Genomic DNA, 19,008 nt, shown 5'->3' with positions numbered 1-19,008 from the left:
CCAACATACTTCATGCCAAAGCGGCAGCGATAGTTGATGTCTACGGCGCGCGGAGCTATGTCGTCCGGCCGCTGGGAAGCCGGCGCCGACGAATTCTTGATCTTGGTGCGATAGTAAATGCGTGGGCCTTGTTGCCTTGCATTCTGAACGCGGTAGTGGCTGATGCGACTTCAAGGTGCCGGTGAAGCGAGCGGTCGCGGCGTTCAGCGGCACACTTTGAATTAAAGAGACCCGATGGCATTGAATGCGGACGACATTTTTCTGAATCCCGCGCTTGAATCCCGCGTGCGCGGACAAGCCTGGGCGCTCTTGCTTCTCAACGCTGCCGATCCGCGGATGGGATCGTTGTTTGCAACGCAGCAACGCTGGCTGATGGCGCACGCGGCGGTAGCGCAGTTCTTCCGAGATGTTGCCGTGGCCGGCCCTGGCTCCGGAGTGTTGACCGCACGTGTGCTCGATCTTGTCGAGCATCACCAGATCGCAAGCCGGAACACTGCGGCTGCCTTCGTCAAGGAGATGTTGAAATACGGCATCGTGCGCCATGTTGCGGGAAGCGAGGGCAAGCGTCATCGCCCGGTGGAGCCGGGACCTGCAGCGCTTGATGCGCTGTATCAATGGCATCTGCTGCATCTGGCAACGCTGGATGGCCTTGATGGCGGAAGCCGTTCGGCGACATTGGCCGCCCGACCAGAGGTCGTTCAGCGCATGCAGCCGCTGATTGCCGACGGCTTGCTCGGGTCTCACATGGTTCGCGAACCCGAACCGACGTTCAAGCTGTTCACCTGGGTCGACGAGGGGGGCGTGTTGATGGATCGCCTGATCGTCGGCTGTGAGGAAGAGGACGCCAGCCTCGATCGTATCACGACCGACGTGACGTCGGTCTCCGCTCTGGCGCAGCGGCTGAAATTGTCGCGGACACAACTGGGCCGCAAGCTCGCCGAGGCGGAGTCCATGGGAAGCGTTGGCTGGGTCGGAGCGCGCGGCAAGTCCCGGCTCTGGGTCTCGAAAGGCTTCCGCCGCGAATATCACAAGGCGCAGGCCGTCAAGCTCGCGATCATCGACGCGGCCTTCGACGCCTGTTTCGTGTCGCATCGATGAAGTCAACGACATCGTTGGACCGATGATCGGCAGCATTGATCAATCCGCTGTCGCCTGACCATTTTTGGTGGTCGACCTTTCCGGCCGGTCTCGATCTTTACCGCACATGTTGGGCCCGCTGCGGAAAGTGCCGCAGTGGTTCATGGCGCTGCGGGCATTGATTTCGCAGCAGATTTTCGTGCGCGGAATGAGAGCATGTCGCGATCTAGGTAAACGCATTTTCGGATTTTATGCGCGCCGGGCGGGTAAGCACAATTGATGAAAATGGGCGCGTGTGAACGCTGGTTCGCAGCCTTCGGCAGCTCGACACCGTACCAATGGGTCCGCTGAGGAATCGTCGCTTCCGGGCTGCGCTGAATGAGAATGGCATTGGTGAGGAGGATTGCTCTCATCGGTCGGTAGATGGAGAGCGCGACAACAGCGTTGGTCGGATGTGTTTCGGCGGTCATCTTCCGCCTCGTTTGCGCTACCGTTTTCAGATGGAATGAATGATGCTGCATGTCGGCAGTGATCGATATTTGTCGCTCTCTATTTCGCAAGAGCTTTCGGCCGAGGGCGCGTCGGACGCGTCTGCCGCGGCGATTCAGGATACGCATACGCATCTCGTCAACGCGGAATTGAAGCGCGCCGGCGACGACTTGATGCTGACGGGCTCAGACGGAAAGAGCCACGTAGTTGCCGGCTATTTCAAATCGGAAAACCTGCACGCGGTGCGGTCGCTGGATGGTGCCAGGCTGAGCGGCGAAATCGTCGCTGTGTTGGCCGGGCCAGTTGCTCCCGGACAGGACGCCGCCAAGGACGCACCGCCGCCGGCGATGCAGGTGATCGGACACGCGGTACGGATCGAAGGCCAGGTGACGGTCCTGCGCAACGGCGTCGTGGTGGCGCTCAACAACGGCGATGTGCTGCTCAAGGGAGACGTGGTCCAGACCGACAGCGGGGGCGCGGCTGGCCTGGTTTTCAACGACGGCAGCGCGTTCCAGATCGGGCATGGTTCGCGCCTCGTACTGAGTGAGTTCAGATTCGACCCGCATGGCAGCGCCAATCTGGAAGTCGTCGATCTCCTCCAGGGATCGTTCAGTTTCGCGTCCGGCAAGATTGCCAAGTCGGGCGAGATGCGGATTGGAACGCCGATCGGTTCGGCAAGGATTGCGGGCTCGGCCGGTGGCGGCGAGATCTCCCCGGACGATGGATCGGTCACGCTGTCGATCTTTCGTCAGAGCGACGGGCAGCATCAGGCGACCGCCTACGATCGGAACGGCAATGCCATTGCAATCATCAGCAGCGAAGGCGGCAAGCTGGAGCTGAAGCCGACCGGTCCAGCTCAGATAGCAACCAGCGAGCAGGTAAAGACGGACGCCGATCGGGCAGACGAGCTGGATGCGTTGAACAACATTCTGCAGATCAAGAACCTTGCGGACCGCCATGGCAGCGACTCGCGGAACGGTGCCGGTACGCACGGTTCGTCGTCTCCTCCACCTGTCTCGTACGATCCGGGAGGCGGCGCGCCATCGTCTCTGCCTGATGGAGCTTCCGGCCACGGCCCGCCGGTCGGCGCCGGTGCGGACGTCGCCCCCCATATGCCCGGAGGTGGTAATGGCGGAGCCGGTCCCGGAATTGCATCGATCCCGACGCCTCCGGTCAATGATCCGCCGTCGCTATCTTTCAATTCCGGATCGGCGCCATTGGTTGCGCTCGAGCAAACGCCAGTCGCGATTGCGCCGGCGCTGACGCTGTCCGATCCGGACAGCCATACTTTGCTGCAGGCGACGGTCCGTATCACCGGCAACTATCAGCCGGGCGAAGACATCCTGTCGTTTACGAACACCACGCTGATCGAGGGCAGGTTCGATGCGGCCACCGGCACGCTGACGCTCACGGCGAAGGCCGGCCAGCAGCCGTCGGTTGCGGATTTTGCGGCCGCGTTGCGAGCGGTCTTCTACACCGACACGAGCGACAATCCCTCGCCGTTGACCCGCACGCTGACCGTGACGGTGCAGGACCCGGACGGCAGCGCGCATGGCGGGCAGGACACGACCGTCGCCACGCGCGAGCTGACGGTCGGTGCGGTCGACGATGCGCCGGTCATCGGCGCTGCGCAGACAACCGGTGCGGTGCGGGAGGATACGGCGCTCGATGCCCAGGGGCGGCTGCATGCCGACGGTGCGATCGCGTTCACCGACGTCGATCTGGCGGACGCGCATGTCGTTTCGGCCACCTTCGACAGCTCGACCCGCGCGGGCGGGCTGGCGCTCGGGACCATGAGCGCGCATCTGTCTGCCGACACCGTCAATGGCCTCGGCGGGCAGGCGACGTGGCAATATCTCGTCGACAACGCGGACGTCCAGTTCCTGCGGGCCGGGCAGACCGTCACGGAAACCTATGCCGTGACCGTCAGTGATGGTCATGGCGGGCTGGCAAGCCGGAACGTCGCCATCACGATCACCGGCGACGAGGATGCGCCCGTGCTGGCCGCTGCATCTGAAGGCACCAGGGAAGCCGCTGACGCCGCCGCGCAGCACATCACGCTGACGGGCACCCTGCCGGTGACCGATCCCGACATCGGCGATACGCTGACGGCTTCGATCGCCGGTCCGCCCGTGGTGACCCTCGACGGCCACGCCTTCGCCCTGCCGGCAGGGGCGGCGTCGCTGATCAACAACGCACTGTCATTTCATGCGGGCAGCTCCAACGGCGGCACTGCCGGTGTCGGCTGGACCTATGATGCGTCCGCGGCCAACCTGGATTTCCTGCGGGAGGGGCAGAGCCTCGTCCTGACCTACACGGTCGAAGTCAGCGACGGACTCATCACCAGCAACCAGCAGACCCTGACCATCACCATCGCCGGCACCAACGACGAGCCCGTGGTGACGGGCGACACCGCGGCGGCCAACGAGGCGGCCGATGCCCATGCGCAGGTCATTTCGCTGGCGGGCTCGATCTCGGCCAGCGACCGCGACGTCGGCGACACGCTGACGGCTTCAGTGGTCGGCGCGCCGGTGGTGAGCCTCGACGGGCACGCCTTCAATCTGCCGGCCGGCGCGCTGGCGCTCACCGACAATGCCGCCTTTGCGATCGACTCCACTGGTCACCTATCGACGGGCGCCGCCACGACGTTCGGCTGGACCTACCAGCCGGCTGCGGCAGACCTCGATTTCCTGAAGCAGGGCCAGGCGCTCACGCTGACCTACGCGGTCGTGGTCGGCGACGGCACCGCGACCAGCGCCACGCAATATGTCACGATCACCATCAACGGCGCCAACGACGCGCCGTTGGCCATCGCGCACAGCTACACGACCGACGAAGACCATGTGCTGGTGGTGCCGGGCGCGGGTGTGCTTGCCGGCGCGAGCGACCCCGATGGCGATGCGCTTCACTCGATCCTCGTCAACGGTCCGGCCCACGGCACGCTGACGCTGAATGCCGACGGCTCATTCACCTACGCGCCCGTCGCCGACTATAACGGCACCGACAGCTTCACCTACAAGGTCAATGACGGCCTCGCCGATTCCAACGTGGCTACCGTCGATATCGTCGTGCAGCCGGTTAACGACCCAGCCGTGATCTCGGGCACCAGCGCCGGCTCGGTGACCGAAGCGGGCGGCGTCGCCAACGCTTTGGCGGGGACGCCAAGCGCGACCGGCACTCTGACGGACGCCGACGTCGACAATCCCGCCAACACCTTCACTGCGGTCGGGACGGCCGCGGCGAGTGACCACGGTTACGGCACCTTCACCATGACGTCGGGCGGCGTCTGGACCTACAATCTCGACGACAGCAACAGCGCGGTTCAGGCGCTCAATGCCGGCGGCGCGCTGACCGACACGTTCACGGTGACGACCATCGACGGCACCGCGCAGGTGGTCACGATCACCATCAACGGCGCCAACGATGCCGCGGTGCTCTCGGCCGATTCAGTCAACCTGAGCGAGACCGATTCAGTGCTGTCGACGAACGGCACGCTGACGATCCACGACGTCGACAGTCCCGAAACCTTCGTTGCGCAGGCGAGTACGCCCGGGCAATACGGCATCTTCACGGTCGGTACGAACGGCGCCTGGAGCTATGTCGCAAGTTCGGCACATGACGGGTTCGTCGCCGGGCAGACCTACACCGACACTTTCGCCGTGACGAGCTGGGACGGCACGACCTCGTCCGTCACCGTCAAGATCCTTGGCACCAATGATTCTGCGGTCGTGTCGGGCACGAGCGCGGGTTTGGTGATCGAAGCGGGTGGCGTCGGCAACGCGGTCGTGGGCACGCCGAGCGTGACTGGCACGCTGACGGACTCCGACATCGACAACCCGGCCAACACCTTTACCGCGGTCGCGACGCCCACGGCGAGCGCCGGCGGCTACGGCACCTACACCATGACCTCGGGCGGGGCATGGACCTATCATCTCGATGACGGCAACAGCGCGGTGCAAGCGCTCAACGCCGGCGCAACGTTGACCGACACGTTCACGGTGACGACCATCGATGGTACGGCGCAGGTGGTGACCATCACCATCAACGGCGCCAATGACGCGGCGGTGGTGTCGGGCACCGGCAGCGGCGCGGCGACTGAGGCGGGCGGGCTCAACAACGGCACGCCGGGAACAGCGATCGCAACGGGCACGCTGACGGACAGCGACGTCGACAATCCGGCCAACACCTTTACCGCGGTCAGCACGGCAACGGCGAGCGCCGGCGGTTACGGCACCTACACGATGACGTCGGGGGGCGTGTGGACGTATACGCTCGACAACGGCAACTCCGCGGTGCAGGCGCTCAACGCCGGCGCAACGCTGACCGACACGTTCACCGTGACGACCATCGACGGCACCGCGCAGGTGGTGACGATCACCATCAACGGCGCCAATGACGCGGCGGTGGTGTCGGGCACCACAAGCGGCGCGGTGATCGAGGCGGGCGGCATCAACAACGGCACGCCGGGAACGCCGGTCGCAACGGGCACGCTGACCGACAGCGACGTCGACAATCCGGCCAATACGTTCACCGCGGTCGGCACGCCGGCGGCGAGCGCCGGCGGCTATGGCACCTACACGATGACCTCGGGCGGTGTGTGGACCTACACGCTCGACGACAACAATCCGACGGTGCAGGCGCTCGATGTCGGCGCTGTTCTGACCGACACGTTCACGGTGACCACCATCGATGGCACCGCGCAGGTGGTGACGATCACCATCAATGGCGCTCACGATACGGCCGCGGTGACCGGTGCAATCACCGGCGCGGTCACCGAGGCGGGCGGCGTCAACAACGGCACGCCGGGAACGCCGGTCACCACCGGCACGCTGACGACCGCCACGGGGGCTTTTGTCGCGGTTGCTTCCGCGACGGCCAGCACCGGCGGCTATGGGACGTACGTCCTGACGTCAGGTGGAGTGTGGACCTACACGCTCAACAACAGCAATGCCACGGTCCAGGCGCTGAATGCCGGCGCCGCTCTTACCGACACCTTCACCGTCACCACGACGGCCGGCAGCACGCAGGTCATCACCATCACGATTGCCGGCACCGACGATGCGCCGGTGCTCTCCGGCGACGCGGCGGCCTCGCTGCTGCAGGGGACGTCGACGGTGATCACCACCGCCGACCTCAGCGCTGCTGATATCGACAATACGGCGAGCCAGCTGACGTTCAATGTCAGCAGCACCGTTCACGGTTATGTGGCGCTGTCGAGCGCGCCTGGCGTCGCGATCACCAGCTTCACTCAGGCCCAGCTCGCGGCGGGCCAGGTGATCTTCGTCAACGACGGGACCCAGAATCCCGCCGCGAGCTTTACGGTCACTGCGACCGACGGCAGCCTGACCACGGCGGGAATGACCGTCAATGTCGCCGTCAACAGCGACTTCGTCATCACCAGCAATGTCGATCTCGGCGCCGTCTCAGAGACCATCCACAGCCTGAGCCAGTCGGGCGGCACGCTGTCCGGCACCGGCACGCTGACCGACGCCAACGGGGCGACGTTCACCGGCGGCACCGAGAGCGGCAGCGGCGCGACGGTCGTCAACGGACTTGCGACGTTCTTCAATGCCAACAACCAGACGTTCACGCTCGACGGCAGAACGCTGGAACTGCACGGCTCCGCGCAGAGCGGGGCGTTTTCCGGCGATACGCTGCAACTCAACAACGGCGCGGTGCTCAAGATCGACGCCGGCGTCACCTTCACCGATGCGTCCGCCAGCGGCACGGCTTTCAACATTGCCTCCAGCGCGGGCACCGGTACGGTCAATGTCGCCGGCAGCTATGAAAAAACCGGCGGCGGCACCACGGCGATCTCGACCGCGCTCACCAACACCGGAACGATCGATGCCAAGGCCGGCACGCTCGATCTCGCCGGCAGCGTCACCAATTCGGGCACGCTGAAGGCGGAGAGCGGCGGCACGCTGCTGGTGGCCGGCAACGTCACCGGGTCGGGTGCCGTGATCGTCGACGACAACGGAACGGTCGAGTTCGGCGGCAATGTCGGCGCCGGGCAGACGATCACGTTCAGCGGTACGTCGGGAACGCTGAAGATCGATCATCCCGCCAGCTTCGCCGGCACCATCACCGGCTTCAGCGGCGCGACCGATACGATCGACCTCGCCGGGATCAACCACAACTCCGCGCAGTTCTCGCAATCGTTCGATGCGGCGACCGGCATCCTGACGGTGACCGACGGCACCAACACCGCCACTCTGCATTTCAGCGGCGCGACCTACGGCTTCGTGTCTACGACGGATGCCTCAGGCACCGGCACGGTGATCAGGCCGGCCAACGTCTACACCGTCCATAATGCGGCCGAGCTCAATGCGGCGCTGCTCGCGGTCAGCCAGGGCGGCTCGGCGGCCGCTGTCAACAGCAGCTATTCGATCGAGCTCGCGGCCGACATTTCGGTTGCCTCGCTGGGCACCAACCTGACGGCGATCAATCTGGCCAGCGGCAGCTCGCTCATCATCCATGGCGGCGGGCATACGCTGGATGGCGGCAACGTCTATCGCGGCCTGTTCGTTTACGGCGGCAATGTCGCGATCGACAATCTCGCCATCAACCACACGCTGGCGCAGGGCGGCGCCGGAGGCACGCAGGGCGGCGGCGGTGGCGCCGGATTGGGCGGCGGCCTGTTCGTGGCGGCGGGCGCGACGGTGTCGATCAGCGACGTCAGCTTCAGCGGCGACAGGGCGGTCGGCGGCAACGGCGGCAGCCTCGACGGTGGCGCGAACAGGGGCGCCGGCGGCGGCGGCATGGGATCGTCCGCCAGCGCCAACACCGGACAATATCAGCACGACGCGACACGAGGGCCGCAAGGCCATTCCACCTACGTCGCAACGGCGTTCGACGGTACGGCCGGCGGCGGCGTCGGACTCAACATTCCCGGCCAAGCTGGGCTTGCGCATGGCGGCGCCGGCGGCGCGTGGACCGGCGGAAGCTTCACCAACTACACGCCGGCTGCAACCGGTGGGTTCGGCGGTGGCGGCGGTGGCGGCTTCTACAGCTACATGAACGCCATCGATACGTCCCAAATCTCGCGGCTGGGCACGAATGGCGGCAATGGCGGCTTCGGCGGCGGCGGTGGCGGCGGGGCGAGCGGCTCGGCCGGACTGCACACCACCGGCGGCGCCGGCGGGTTCGGTGGTGGCGGAGGCGGCGGATATTTTGGCGGCGCCGGCGGCTATGGCGGCGGCGCCGGTGGCGGCCATGGCAGCTCCGGTCTGCTTGGGGTTGGCGGCGGCGGTCTTGGCGCCGGCGGTGACATCTTCGTCCAGGAAGGTGGACATCTCATCGTCGGCGGCGGCTCGCTGTCGGGAGGAACCGTCGCTGGCGGCGCCGCTGGGACCATCGGCACGGCTGCGCAAGGCGGCCAGGCGCTCGGCTCCGGCATCTTCATCCAGGGCAACCAGACGGTCACCTTCGCGCCGGCCTCCGGCGATGATCTCACGATCTCCGACGTCATCGCCGATCAGCATGGCAATGGCGGCACCGGCAATGTCGAGATCTCCGGTAGCGGCATCGTACATTTCGCCGCGGCGAACAGCTATGTCGGCACGACCACCGTCGACGCCGGCGCCACGCTCAACATCGAGGCGGCCGGCGGGCTGGGAACGGGCGCGGTCACCGACAACGGCACCCTGAACGTCAACGCTGCAACGACGTTTGCCAGCACGGTCAGCGACGGCGGTGTCCTCAACGTCAACGCGGCAACGACCTTTGCCGGCGCGGTCACCGACAGCGGCGTGCTCAACGTCAATGCTGTTACGACATTCGCGAGCACGGTCATCGACAGCGGCGCGCTGAACGTCAATGCGGCGACGACCTTTGCGAACACCGTCACCGACAACGGCGCGCTGAACATCAACGCGTCCGCGATCTTCCAGGGCACGGTGGTCAACAACGGCACCGTCACCATCAATGCCGCGAACGCAGATTTCGCCGGATCGATCACCGGCAGCGGCACGATCAATTTCGGGACGTCGGGCGGGACGGCCGTGTTCGAGCACGGCGTGCCGACCCAGACCATCACGGGCTTTGCCAATGGCGACGTCATCGACCTCCGGTCGGTGGTGGCGACCACGGCTTCCGTCGATGCCGGCAACGTCGTGACGTTGAAGGACGCCGGCGGCGCCGTTGTCGCGACGTTGCATTTCGATCCGGCGCAGACGCTGGGCCCGTTCGGCGTGACGAGCGACGGTCAGGGCGGCACCAAGGTCGTCGCCATCCAGACCACCTTCAACGTCAGCTCCGCCGCAGAGCTCAGCGCGGCGCTCACCGCGATCAGCCAAGGCGGCACGTCCTACGCGAAGAACGTCGCCTATACGATCCACTTTGCCAGCGACATTTCGCTGGCCTCGCTCGCGGCCTCGACGCAGCTCGCGGCCATCAATCTCGACACCGGCAGCTCGCTGCTGATCGATGGCGCAGGTTTCAAGCTCGACGGCGCCGGCGCCCATCGCGGCTTCTTCGAATACGCCGGCAATGTGAGAATCCAGAATCTCACGATCGCGCACACGCTGGCGCAAGGCGGCGATGGCGGCATCGGCGGTGGTGGCGGCGGCGCCGGACTTGGCGGCGGCCTGTTCGTCGCGGCCGGCGCGTCGGCGACGATCGCCAACGTGACCTTCCTCGACAACGCGGCCCATGGCGGCGACGGTGGTGGCGTCAACCCGGCCGGCCGGATATTTCAGGGCGGCGCCGGCGGCGGCGGCATGGGCATCGATGGAGCCGCCGGCTCCACGACCGGGGTGTACCATCTCAATCACTACCAGAGCTTGACCGGCTGGGGCTATGCGGGTGGCGCCGGCGGCGGGCTCGGCCTGTCGAATCTTCCGGGCGGAGGCGGCGCAGGAGCGACGTCGTATCGCGGATCGTCCCCGGCCTCCGGCGCCTTTGGCGGTGGTGGCGGCGGCGGCGGCGCCTTTCTCGCTAACCTGAAAGCCGGAAGCCCCGGTGCACAGGGCGGCTTCGGCGGCGGCGGCGGTGCCGGTGGCGGCTACAACAGCAATGACTCCTATGGCGGCGGCGCCAACAGTGCCGGCGGCAATGGCGGCTTCGGCGGCGGCGGTGGTGGCGGCGGGCTCCGCGGTCACGATGGCCTCGGCGGATTCGGCGCCGGCAATGGCGGCGTCGCGCTCGCTTATCTTGCCGACGGGACATTCCAGTCGCGGATCGGCGACGTCGGCGGCGGCGGCCTTGGCGCCGGCGGCGGGGTCTTCGTCCAGGAAGGCGGCACCCTGATCCTCGAGAGCGGCTCGCTGTCCGGCGGCTCCGTCGCCGGCGGCGCTGCGGGCGCGATCCAGGCTGCTCATCAGTTGTACGATATGCCCGGCGCTGGCCAGGGGCTCGGCAGTGGCATCTTCTTCCAGGGCAATCAGTCGATCGTTCTCGCGCCGACGTCCGGCAATGCGATCACGATTGCCGACGGGATTGCCGACCAGGGCGGCAACGGCGGCAGTGTCTCGATCGAGATCAAGGGACCGGGCACCGTCGAGTTCGACGGCGCCAATTCCTATGTCGGCGGCACCACGATCGATGCGGGCGCCAAGCTCACGCTTGGCGGGCAGGGCACGCTCGGCAGCGGAGCGGTCGTCGACAATGGCGACCTCGTCATTGCCCATTCCGGCACGTTCGGCAATGCGTTCACCGGGAACGGTGATCTCGCGTTCGGGGCCCAGATCATCACCGTCACCTTCACCGCCTCGGTCTCGCTCGGTGGCTCACTGGATCTCGGCGACGGCGACAATGTCGCCGCCTTCAACGGTGGGCTGTCTGGCCTTCAATCGATCAATTTCGGCACGGGGATGCAGACCCTGTCCGTCACAGGCGCGATGCCGAGCGCCGTCGTGCACGGTTTCGGCGTCGGCGACACGATCGATCTTGCGACGATCAACGCGACGGGCATCGGCAGCTTCGTCAACAACGTGCTGACGCTGACGGGCCCCGGTGGCGCGCCGGTTGCGACCATCCACTTCGATCCAGCCCAGCAGAATATCGCGCCGCACGGATTCGTGCTGGTGTCCGATGGTGCCGGCGGCACCGAGGTCATCCTCAACGAGGCGCCGGTCTACCGTGTGTCGACCGCGGCGCAGCTCGTCCGTGCGATCAACGAGATCAGCGTCGGCGGTGTGTTCTCCGCCACCAACCAGAACTACGAGATCGACATCGTCGGAAGCTTCACGCTGGACGGCGCGCTGCCCGACATCAATCTCGCCAGCGGCGACACGCTGACGATCCATGGCCTCGGCCATGAGATCGACGGCGCCGCCACCTATTCCGGCTTCGTCCTGCGATCCGGCGACGTGACGATCGATCATCTGACCGTCGCCGACTTCGTCCGGCACGGCGGTGACGGGTCGTCACCGGGAACTGCGTCGAAGTATGGCGGCGGCGGTGGCGGACTCGGTGCGGGCGGCGCGCTGTTCATAGGTGCCGGCAGCTCGGCGACACTGACCGATGTCGCTTTCACCGACAATCATGTCTTCGGCGGACATGGCGGTCAGGGCGGCATCTACGCACCGAGCGTGCCGAATGGCGACCAGGGCGTTACGACGGGAGGCGCATCGAGCCCGGGCCAGCTGGGATTCGGCTATGGCGGGGCGGGTGGTCATTTCACCGCCAACGGAGGCGGCGGCGATTTCGGCGGTGGCGGTGGCGGTGGCGGTGGCGGGCGTAGTCCGGTCACATCCTTTCCGCCCGGCGGTGGCGGCGCCGGCGGCTACGGCGCCGGCATGGGCGGCACTGGAACCTCTGGTGGCGGAGGCGGCGGCGGCGGTGGTGGCGGCGGCGCGGGCCTCGGTGGCGCGGTCTTCGTCGCTTCCGGCGGTGCACTGAATATCACCGACTGGACCTTCTCCAACAATGGTGCAACGGGCGGCGCCGGCGGCGGCAGCCTATGGGGTACCAGCGGGACGGCGGGCCAGGGCATCGGCAACGATATCTTCAACTACGGCGGCACCATCGGCCTGACGTCCAACGCCGGACAAACACTCACCATCGATCAGTTCGTCGCCGGCACGCAAGGCACCTTCAACATCTACGCGTCCGGCATCGTCGTGCTGACGCAGGGCATCGGAACCGGCGTCCTCAACATTTCCGGCTCCGGCAATGTCACCGTGCTCAACGACATCACGGCCACCGCCATCAACGTGTCGGGGGCGGGCAATGTGCTGTTGCAGGGCGAATTCCACGGCCAGCAGGCCATCACCCACACCGGCACCGGCACGCTGACGATCAAGCCGGTCTACAACGTCTCGACGGCGGCCGAACTCGTCACCGCGATCCAGACCATCGACGGGAATCCGATCTCGGGTCTGCCCGTCAACTACGTGATCAATCTCACCGCGGACCTGAACCTGAGCGCGGTGCTGCCGTTCCTGACGATCGCGGCCGGAGACACGCTGACCTTCGAAGGCAACGGCCACACCATCGACGGCGGCAACCTCTATGGCGGCTTCACCGTTCAGTCCGGCGTCGTCACCTTTGATAACGTCACCATGCAGCACATGGTCGAGCGCGGTCAGGACGGCTATGCCGGCATCACCAATCTCGGCCACGCGGCGGCGGCTGGCGGCGGCGGCGGCGGTGGTCTCGGCGCGGGCGGTGCGTTTTACATCGGCAGTGGCGGCTCGGCGACGCTGACCAACGTCAACGTGCTGAGCAATCAGGCCGTCGGTGGCAATGGCGGCGCTGGCCAAGGGCTTTACTCCAATTTCGGATCCCGGGGCGGCGGTGGCGGCGCCACCAATGGTGGGTTGACCGGAATCAAGACGGGCGGCGATGGCGGCAACTGGAACACGTCGGGCGGCGGCTTCGGCGGCGGCGGCGGCCTGGGTGGCGGCGGCGGCGGCGGATATGGTCCCTGGCAGTTACAGTTTCAATATCCGGGCGGCTCCGGCGGCTACGGCGCAGGCGCCGGCGGCAGAGCCGGATCTGACAGCAACAACAGGGAGCACGGCGGCGGCGGTGGCGGCGGCGCCGGCCTTGGCGGCGGCATCTTCGTCGCCTCCGGCGGCTCGCTGACCATTGGCGGCAGCACATCCGTTGCCGGCAACGCGGTGCAGGGCGGCCTCGGCGGCGCGGGTGGGAACGCCGGCGCCAACGGCGCTGGCATCGGCGCGGGCCTCTTCACCGCATCGAGCAATGTCACGCTGGCTCCCTCGCTCGGGCAGACGATCCATATTTCCGATTCGATCGCCGGCAACATGACCGGCACGCTCCATATCGACGGCGCCGGCACGGTCGTGCTGGACGCGATCGCAGCAACGATCATCGACATCACCGGCAGCAGCGCGCTGACGCTGCCTGCTTCGCTCATCAACGACTCCCTGACCGTGTCGGGTTCGGCCACCTACACCGTCACTTCGAGTGGCTTCAGCGGCGCCGGCTACTTCGGCGCGGCCGGCTATGGCGTGCTCACGATCGCCGTTACGGAGACCGTGACCGGCGGTGTTCGACTCGCCGAGCACGGCACGGTCGAGCTGGCCGCAGCCGGTGCGGCCGGGAGCGGCGCGATCACCTTCCAGTCGGGTGCGCAGGCGACCCTGATCATCGATCAGGGCGCCACGCCGCTCAACGAGATCGACGGCTTCCTCCCCGGCGACACGATCAAGCTGGCCGGCTTTGCCGCCGGCGCGACTGCGACGCTCGGCGCCGGCAATGTGCTCACGATCAGCGACGGCACGCACAGCGCCCAGCTTCATCTCGACCCGAGCTTCAATTACTCGACCACCCAGTTCAACGTGACGGCCTACAACGGCGGCATCGCGCTGACCGGGATCATCGCGCCGAACATCACGCTCGTCGGCCAGCCGCTGAACGGCAACCAGGTCGTGCTCAGCGGCAGCGGGGCGCCGGGCAGCACCGTCCAGATCTTCATCGACGGCAATCAGGTCGGTACCGCTACGCCGGATGGCTCCGGAGGTTTCACGTTCTCGACCTCGGCGCTTGCCGATGGCGAGTATCATGTTACGGCAACGCAGACGGTCGCCGGCCAAGCCCCGATCACGACCTCGCTCATCGTGGACGTGCTGCCGAGCGCCCCGTCGATCGCGCTGGCGCCCGGACAGACGACGCTGGCCACCAATGTCGGCGTGCATCTGCAGGGCAGCGGCGAGCCGAACCAGACGGTCACGCTGCATCTCAGCGGGCCCGGCGGCAGCTCCCTGACATACACCACGGCAACGGACGGTAGCGGCAATTACGACTTCGTCACGCCGAACCTGCCTGACGGCCACTACACGCTCAATGTGACCGAGACAAACGCGCAAGGCCTCGTCAGCCCGCCGTCGGGCGTGCTCGCCTTCGACGTCCATCCGAAAGCCCCGGTGATCGCGGTGGTCGGGCAGCCGCTCGACGGTGCCAGGATCGAGGTGGCAGGCAGCGCCGATCCCAACATCACGATCAACATCTGGGTCCGCAACCAGTCCGGCGATCAGTACATCGGCTCCGGCAGGGCCGATGCCACGGGCCATTTCGATTTCACGGCGACCCAGCCGATCGGCCACGGCAACTATACGCTGCTCGCATTGGCGCAGGATTCCGCAAACCTGATAAGCGACCAGGCGCTCCCCTTCACGTTCCACGTCGATCCGCAGGCACCCGTGATCACCTCGATCGTCGGGCAGAGCGTCAACGGGGGCACCGTCGAGATCAAGGGCAATGCGCTGGCGGGCAGCACCGTCACGCTCTATGAGGGTAGCACGGTGGTCGGATCAGGCGTCGCCAATGGCGCCGGCGTTTTCGATATCGTCACCACCGCCACGTTCGCCGAGGGCGTCCATTCCTTGCGGGCGACGGCAGCGGACGCCGACGGCCTGACCAGCACGCTCTCCACCGCGTTCAACGTCACCGTCCTGCCGACTGCGCCGGTGATCTCGGCCGTCATCGCGACGGCGCCGCAGACGATCGAAATTCAAGGCACCGGCGAGGCGGGAGAGACCGTCAAGGTCTATGCCGACGGCACGACGCTGCTGGGCTCGGGTGTGGTCGATCAGACCGGGCATTTCGATTTCAGCGTCGATGCGCCCGGCGGTCACCACGTCATCACCACGACCGAGACCAATAGCAGCAATCTGACGAGCCCCGTCTCGGCGGGCGTTGCGATCGACGTGACGCCGAAGGCGCCCGTCATCACCTCGGTGGCGCCGCTGGTCGCGACACAGATCGATGCCAGCCACGATTTCATCGTCAAGGGCACCGGCCAGCATGTCGGCGAGACCATCACGCTCTATGCCGATGGTGGCACAACCGCGATCGGCACAGGTATCGTGGCAGCCGACGGCACCTTCACCATCACGACCACGGTGGCGCTCGCGAACGGCAATCATACGCTGACCGCCACCGATGCGGCCGGCGCCGACGTCAGCGCGCCGTCGACCGGCTTTGCGATGTATGTCGATCCGGCTCCGGTCACCGGCATCAGCCAGGTCGGGGTCGCCGCGGATCACGGTGTCATCGAGCTCCAGGGTTCGGGCCAGCCGGGCGACACGATCACGCTGATGCTCGGCAACACCGTGATCGGCACCGGCACGGTCGACGCATCAGGTCATTTCGACGTGACGACCGACCCGGCTGCGGGCGCGCTGCTCGGCCCCGGCCTCCAGCACGTCACGGTCATCCAGACCGACAGCCTCGGTCACGCCAGCCCTGGGGCCGCGTTCGATGCCAGCGTGGCGCCTGCCGCGCCCGCCGTCGCGTCCGTGCTCTCGGTGTCCGACGCGGTCGGGCGCGTCGAGGTGAAGGGCAGCGGCGAGGCCGGCACCATCATCAAGCTCTATGCCGACAATGGCACCACGGTGATCGGCACCGGCGCGGTCGATGTATCAGGTCATTTCGACATCTATAGCGAGTTCCAGTCGGTCAGCGGCGGCGCGCACAGCATTACGGTCACTGCGACGACCATCGACGGCATCACGGGACCGGCCTCGGCCGGCTCGAACGTCACGGTCACACCAGTTGCGAACACCTGGACCATCACCTCGGCGGCCGATCTCGCCAAGGCGATCGCGGCGATCGACGTCTCCGGCGCGAGCGCACAGAACGGCGCGCACTACACGTTCGACGTCGTCGGTGATCTGCAGCTCGCTGATCAGTTGCCGGCCTTCAATCTTCCGCCGGGCGCCTCGCTCACCATCGCCGGCCATGGCCATGTGCTCGACGCTCACGGCCTCCCGGGTCTGTTCGTCTACGCCGGCAGCGTCGAGATCGACGATCTCGGAATCATCAATGCCGTGGCGAAGGGCGGCGACAGCAATTTCGGTGGCGGCGGCGGCGCCGGCCTCGGCGGCGGCCTGTTCATCGCATCGGCAGGCACGGTGACGCTGTCCAACGTCAATTTCGCCAACGACAAGGCAATCGGCGGCAACAGCACCGGCGCGTTCGGTTACATGGGTGTTGGGCTTTATGGCGGCGGCGGCGGACTCGGCGGTGCCGGCGGTTTCCAGGGCGGTGGCGGAATTGGCATTCATGCATCCGGCGCCAGCCATCCGCGGCCCTATTACACAGGAACAGGCGCTGGTGCCGGCATCGCAGTGGGCGCGGCCACAGGTGGCGGACAGGTCGTCGGCACGAACCCGGCCTATCTTGGCGGTGCACAGGGCGGCGGCGGCGGTCTGGGTATCGGATTCTACACCAGCGCGGGCTATTTCGGCTTTTCTGGATACGGCAACCCGGGCAGCGGCGGTGGCATCGGGGGCGGTGTCGGCACCGTCAATGGCAGCAGCACGATCGCCACGGGCGGTGCGGGCGGCTTCGGCGGCGGTGGCGGCGGCGGCGGTTTTATCTGGCCGTCCTTCATCGGTGGATATGGCGGCGCCGGCGGCTTCGGTGGCGGCGGCGGCGCCGGCCAGCATGGCGGCGGCGCCGGTGGTTTCGGCGGCGGCGGCGGTGGTGGCGGCTATGGCAGTGCGGGCGGCTTTGGCGGCGGCGCCGGAGGCACGGGCGCCTATGGCGGCGGTGGTCTCGGCGCCGGCGGCGCGATCTTCGTGCAGCAGGGCGGCACGCTCATCTTCGCCGGCTCCGGCAGCGAGCGGAACGGCGGCGTGACTGGCGGCACCGCCGTGACCTGGACCGGCGCCCATGCAGGCTCGGCATTCGGCAGCGGCATCTTCCTTCAGGGCAACCAGACCATCACCTTTGCGCCGGATGCGACGCACATCATCACGATCAGCGACGTGATCGCCGACATGATCGGCTCGCATGATGCCAGCGGCCAGACCGGCGCGGGACGTCTGCTGCTCGATGGCGAGGGAACGCTGGTGCTGGGGGCAACGAACACCTTCACCGGCGGCGTCACGATCGAGAACGGCACGCTCGATTTGACCGCGCACGGTGCGGCAGGGTCCGGCGCGATCGACTTCTCTGCGGCGGGCCATGCCGCACTGGAATTCAGCGCGGCCAACGCGCCCGTCAACGCGATCGAGCATTTCGGCACGCGTGACCAGATCGTCGTTGATGGCTTCCATGCCACCAGCGAGAGCTACAGCAATGGGGTGCTGGTGTTGAGCGGCGCCACCGGATCGATCAGCCTTGCGGTGACCGGCGAGGATATCGCGACGCTGTCGGATTTCCATTTCGTCTACGATTCTGCGGCAAACACCACGACCGTCACCGCCGGCCCGGATCGCTCGGGCAGCGACGTGATCCATTACGGTAGCGGCGCGCATAGTCTCACCGGCGGGACGGGCGACGACGTGTTCTTCTTCCGTGGAACAGATCTTGCCGCTGGCGTGACCGACAAGATTACCGACTTCTCGTGGGCAACCGGCAGCGGCGAGCACGACCGCATCCATATCGAAGGCGTCGATCCCAATGCGGTGACGGTCTCGACCGTCAACGGCGGCCACGACACCGACATCGCTGTCACCGTCACTGGCGGTACAGCGCATATCCTGGTGCAGGGCGTCGGCTCAGGCCCGCTGGAAATCGAATTCCAGAACACGACGCCGACGGATGATGCGCATCTGAACACGCTGCTGACGCCGTCGACGGCCAATGAGACGGTCGCCAGTTTCAATCTCGGCGCCAATCCGCCTTACGCCAAGTCTCTGGTCAGCTATGACGCAAATGGCGCCGTGGTCGCGCAGGACGTCACCAACAATGACGGATCGCACACGGTCACGGTGCAGGGGGCCAACGCCGCGCTCACGGCCTCGGGTACGAACGATACATACGTGTTCCAGTCCAATTCGCAGGTGGCGGCCACAGCGACTATAAGCAATTTCGACGTGGCGCATGACGTTCTGCAGCTCAGCCAGTCCGTCTATGCGGACGCGGCGGCAGCGCTGGCTGCGATCACGGCCGATCCCCACAACGCCGGCAACCCGGCCGATACCGTAATCGCGCTCGATGCCCTTCACTCGGTCACGCTGAACGGTATCAGCCCGAACCTGCTGCAGCAGCGGGATTTTCTGGTAGTCTAGTCACGAATCTCCG

At 66.6% G+C, this 19,008-nt stretch carries 3 protein-coding genes; 2 read left to right on the top strand and 1 reads right to left on the bottom strand.

Annotated elements, in window-relative coordinates:
* Positions 1-234: 234 nt before the first annotated feature.
* A complete protein-coding gene (locus XH79_RS01550) occupies positions 235-1,098 on the top strand; it encodes a hypothetical protein (protein WP_271580384.1) in 864 nt (287 codons plus the stop codon).
* 140 nt (positions 1,099-1,238) lie between these two features.
* On the opposite strand, the gene XH79_RS01545 is transcribed toward XH79_RS01550, so the two are convergent.
* Positions 1,239-1,547, bottom strand: coding sequence for a hypothetical protein (locus tag XH79_RS01545; RefSeq protein ID WP_271580383.1), 309 nt, complete (start codon positions 1,545-1,547; stop codon positions 1,239-1,241).
* Positions 1,548-1,586: 39 nt separating this feature from the next.
* Between XH79_RS01545 and XH79_RS01540 the strand changes: the two genes are divergently transcribed.
* Positions 1,587-18,995, top strand: coding sequence for a beta strand repeat-containing protein (locus tag XH79_RS01540; protein WP_271580382.1), 17,409 nt, complete (start codon positions 1,587-1,589; stop codon positions 18,993-18,995).
* Positions 18,996-19,008: the final 13 nt, after the last annotated feature.

This window comes from Bradyrhizobium sp. CCBAU 45389, from assembly GCF_028128625.1.
GTDB classification, from domain to species: Bacteria; Pseudomonadota; Alphaproteobacteria; order Rhizobiales; family Xanthobacteraceae; genus Bradyrhizobium; species Bradyrhizobium liaoningense_B.
The sequence above is the reverse complement of the archived record's forward strand: the minus strand, read 5'-3'. Positions and strand labels throughout refer to the sequence as shown.

Excerpts from the sequence above, each read along its gene's own strand:
- XH79_RS01540 (WP_271580382.1), top strand. The coding sequence starts at position 1,587 with ATGATGCTGCATGTCGGCAGTGATCGATATTTGTCGCTCTCTATTTCG.
- XH79_RS01545 (WP_271580383.1), bottom strand. The coding sequence starts at position 1,547 with ATGACCGCCGAAACACATCCGACCAACGCTGTTGTCGCGCTCTCCATC.
- XH79_RS01550 (WP_271580384.1), top strand. The coding sequence starts at position 235 with ATGGCATTGAATGCGGACGACATTTTTCTGAATCCCGCGCTTGAATCC.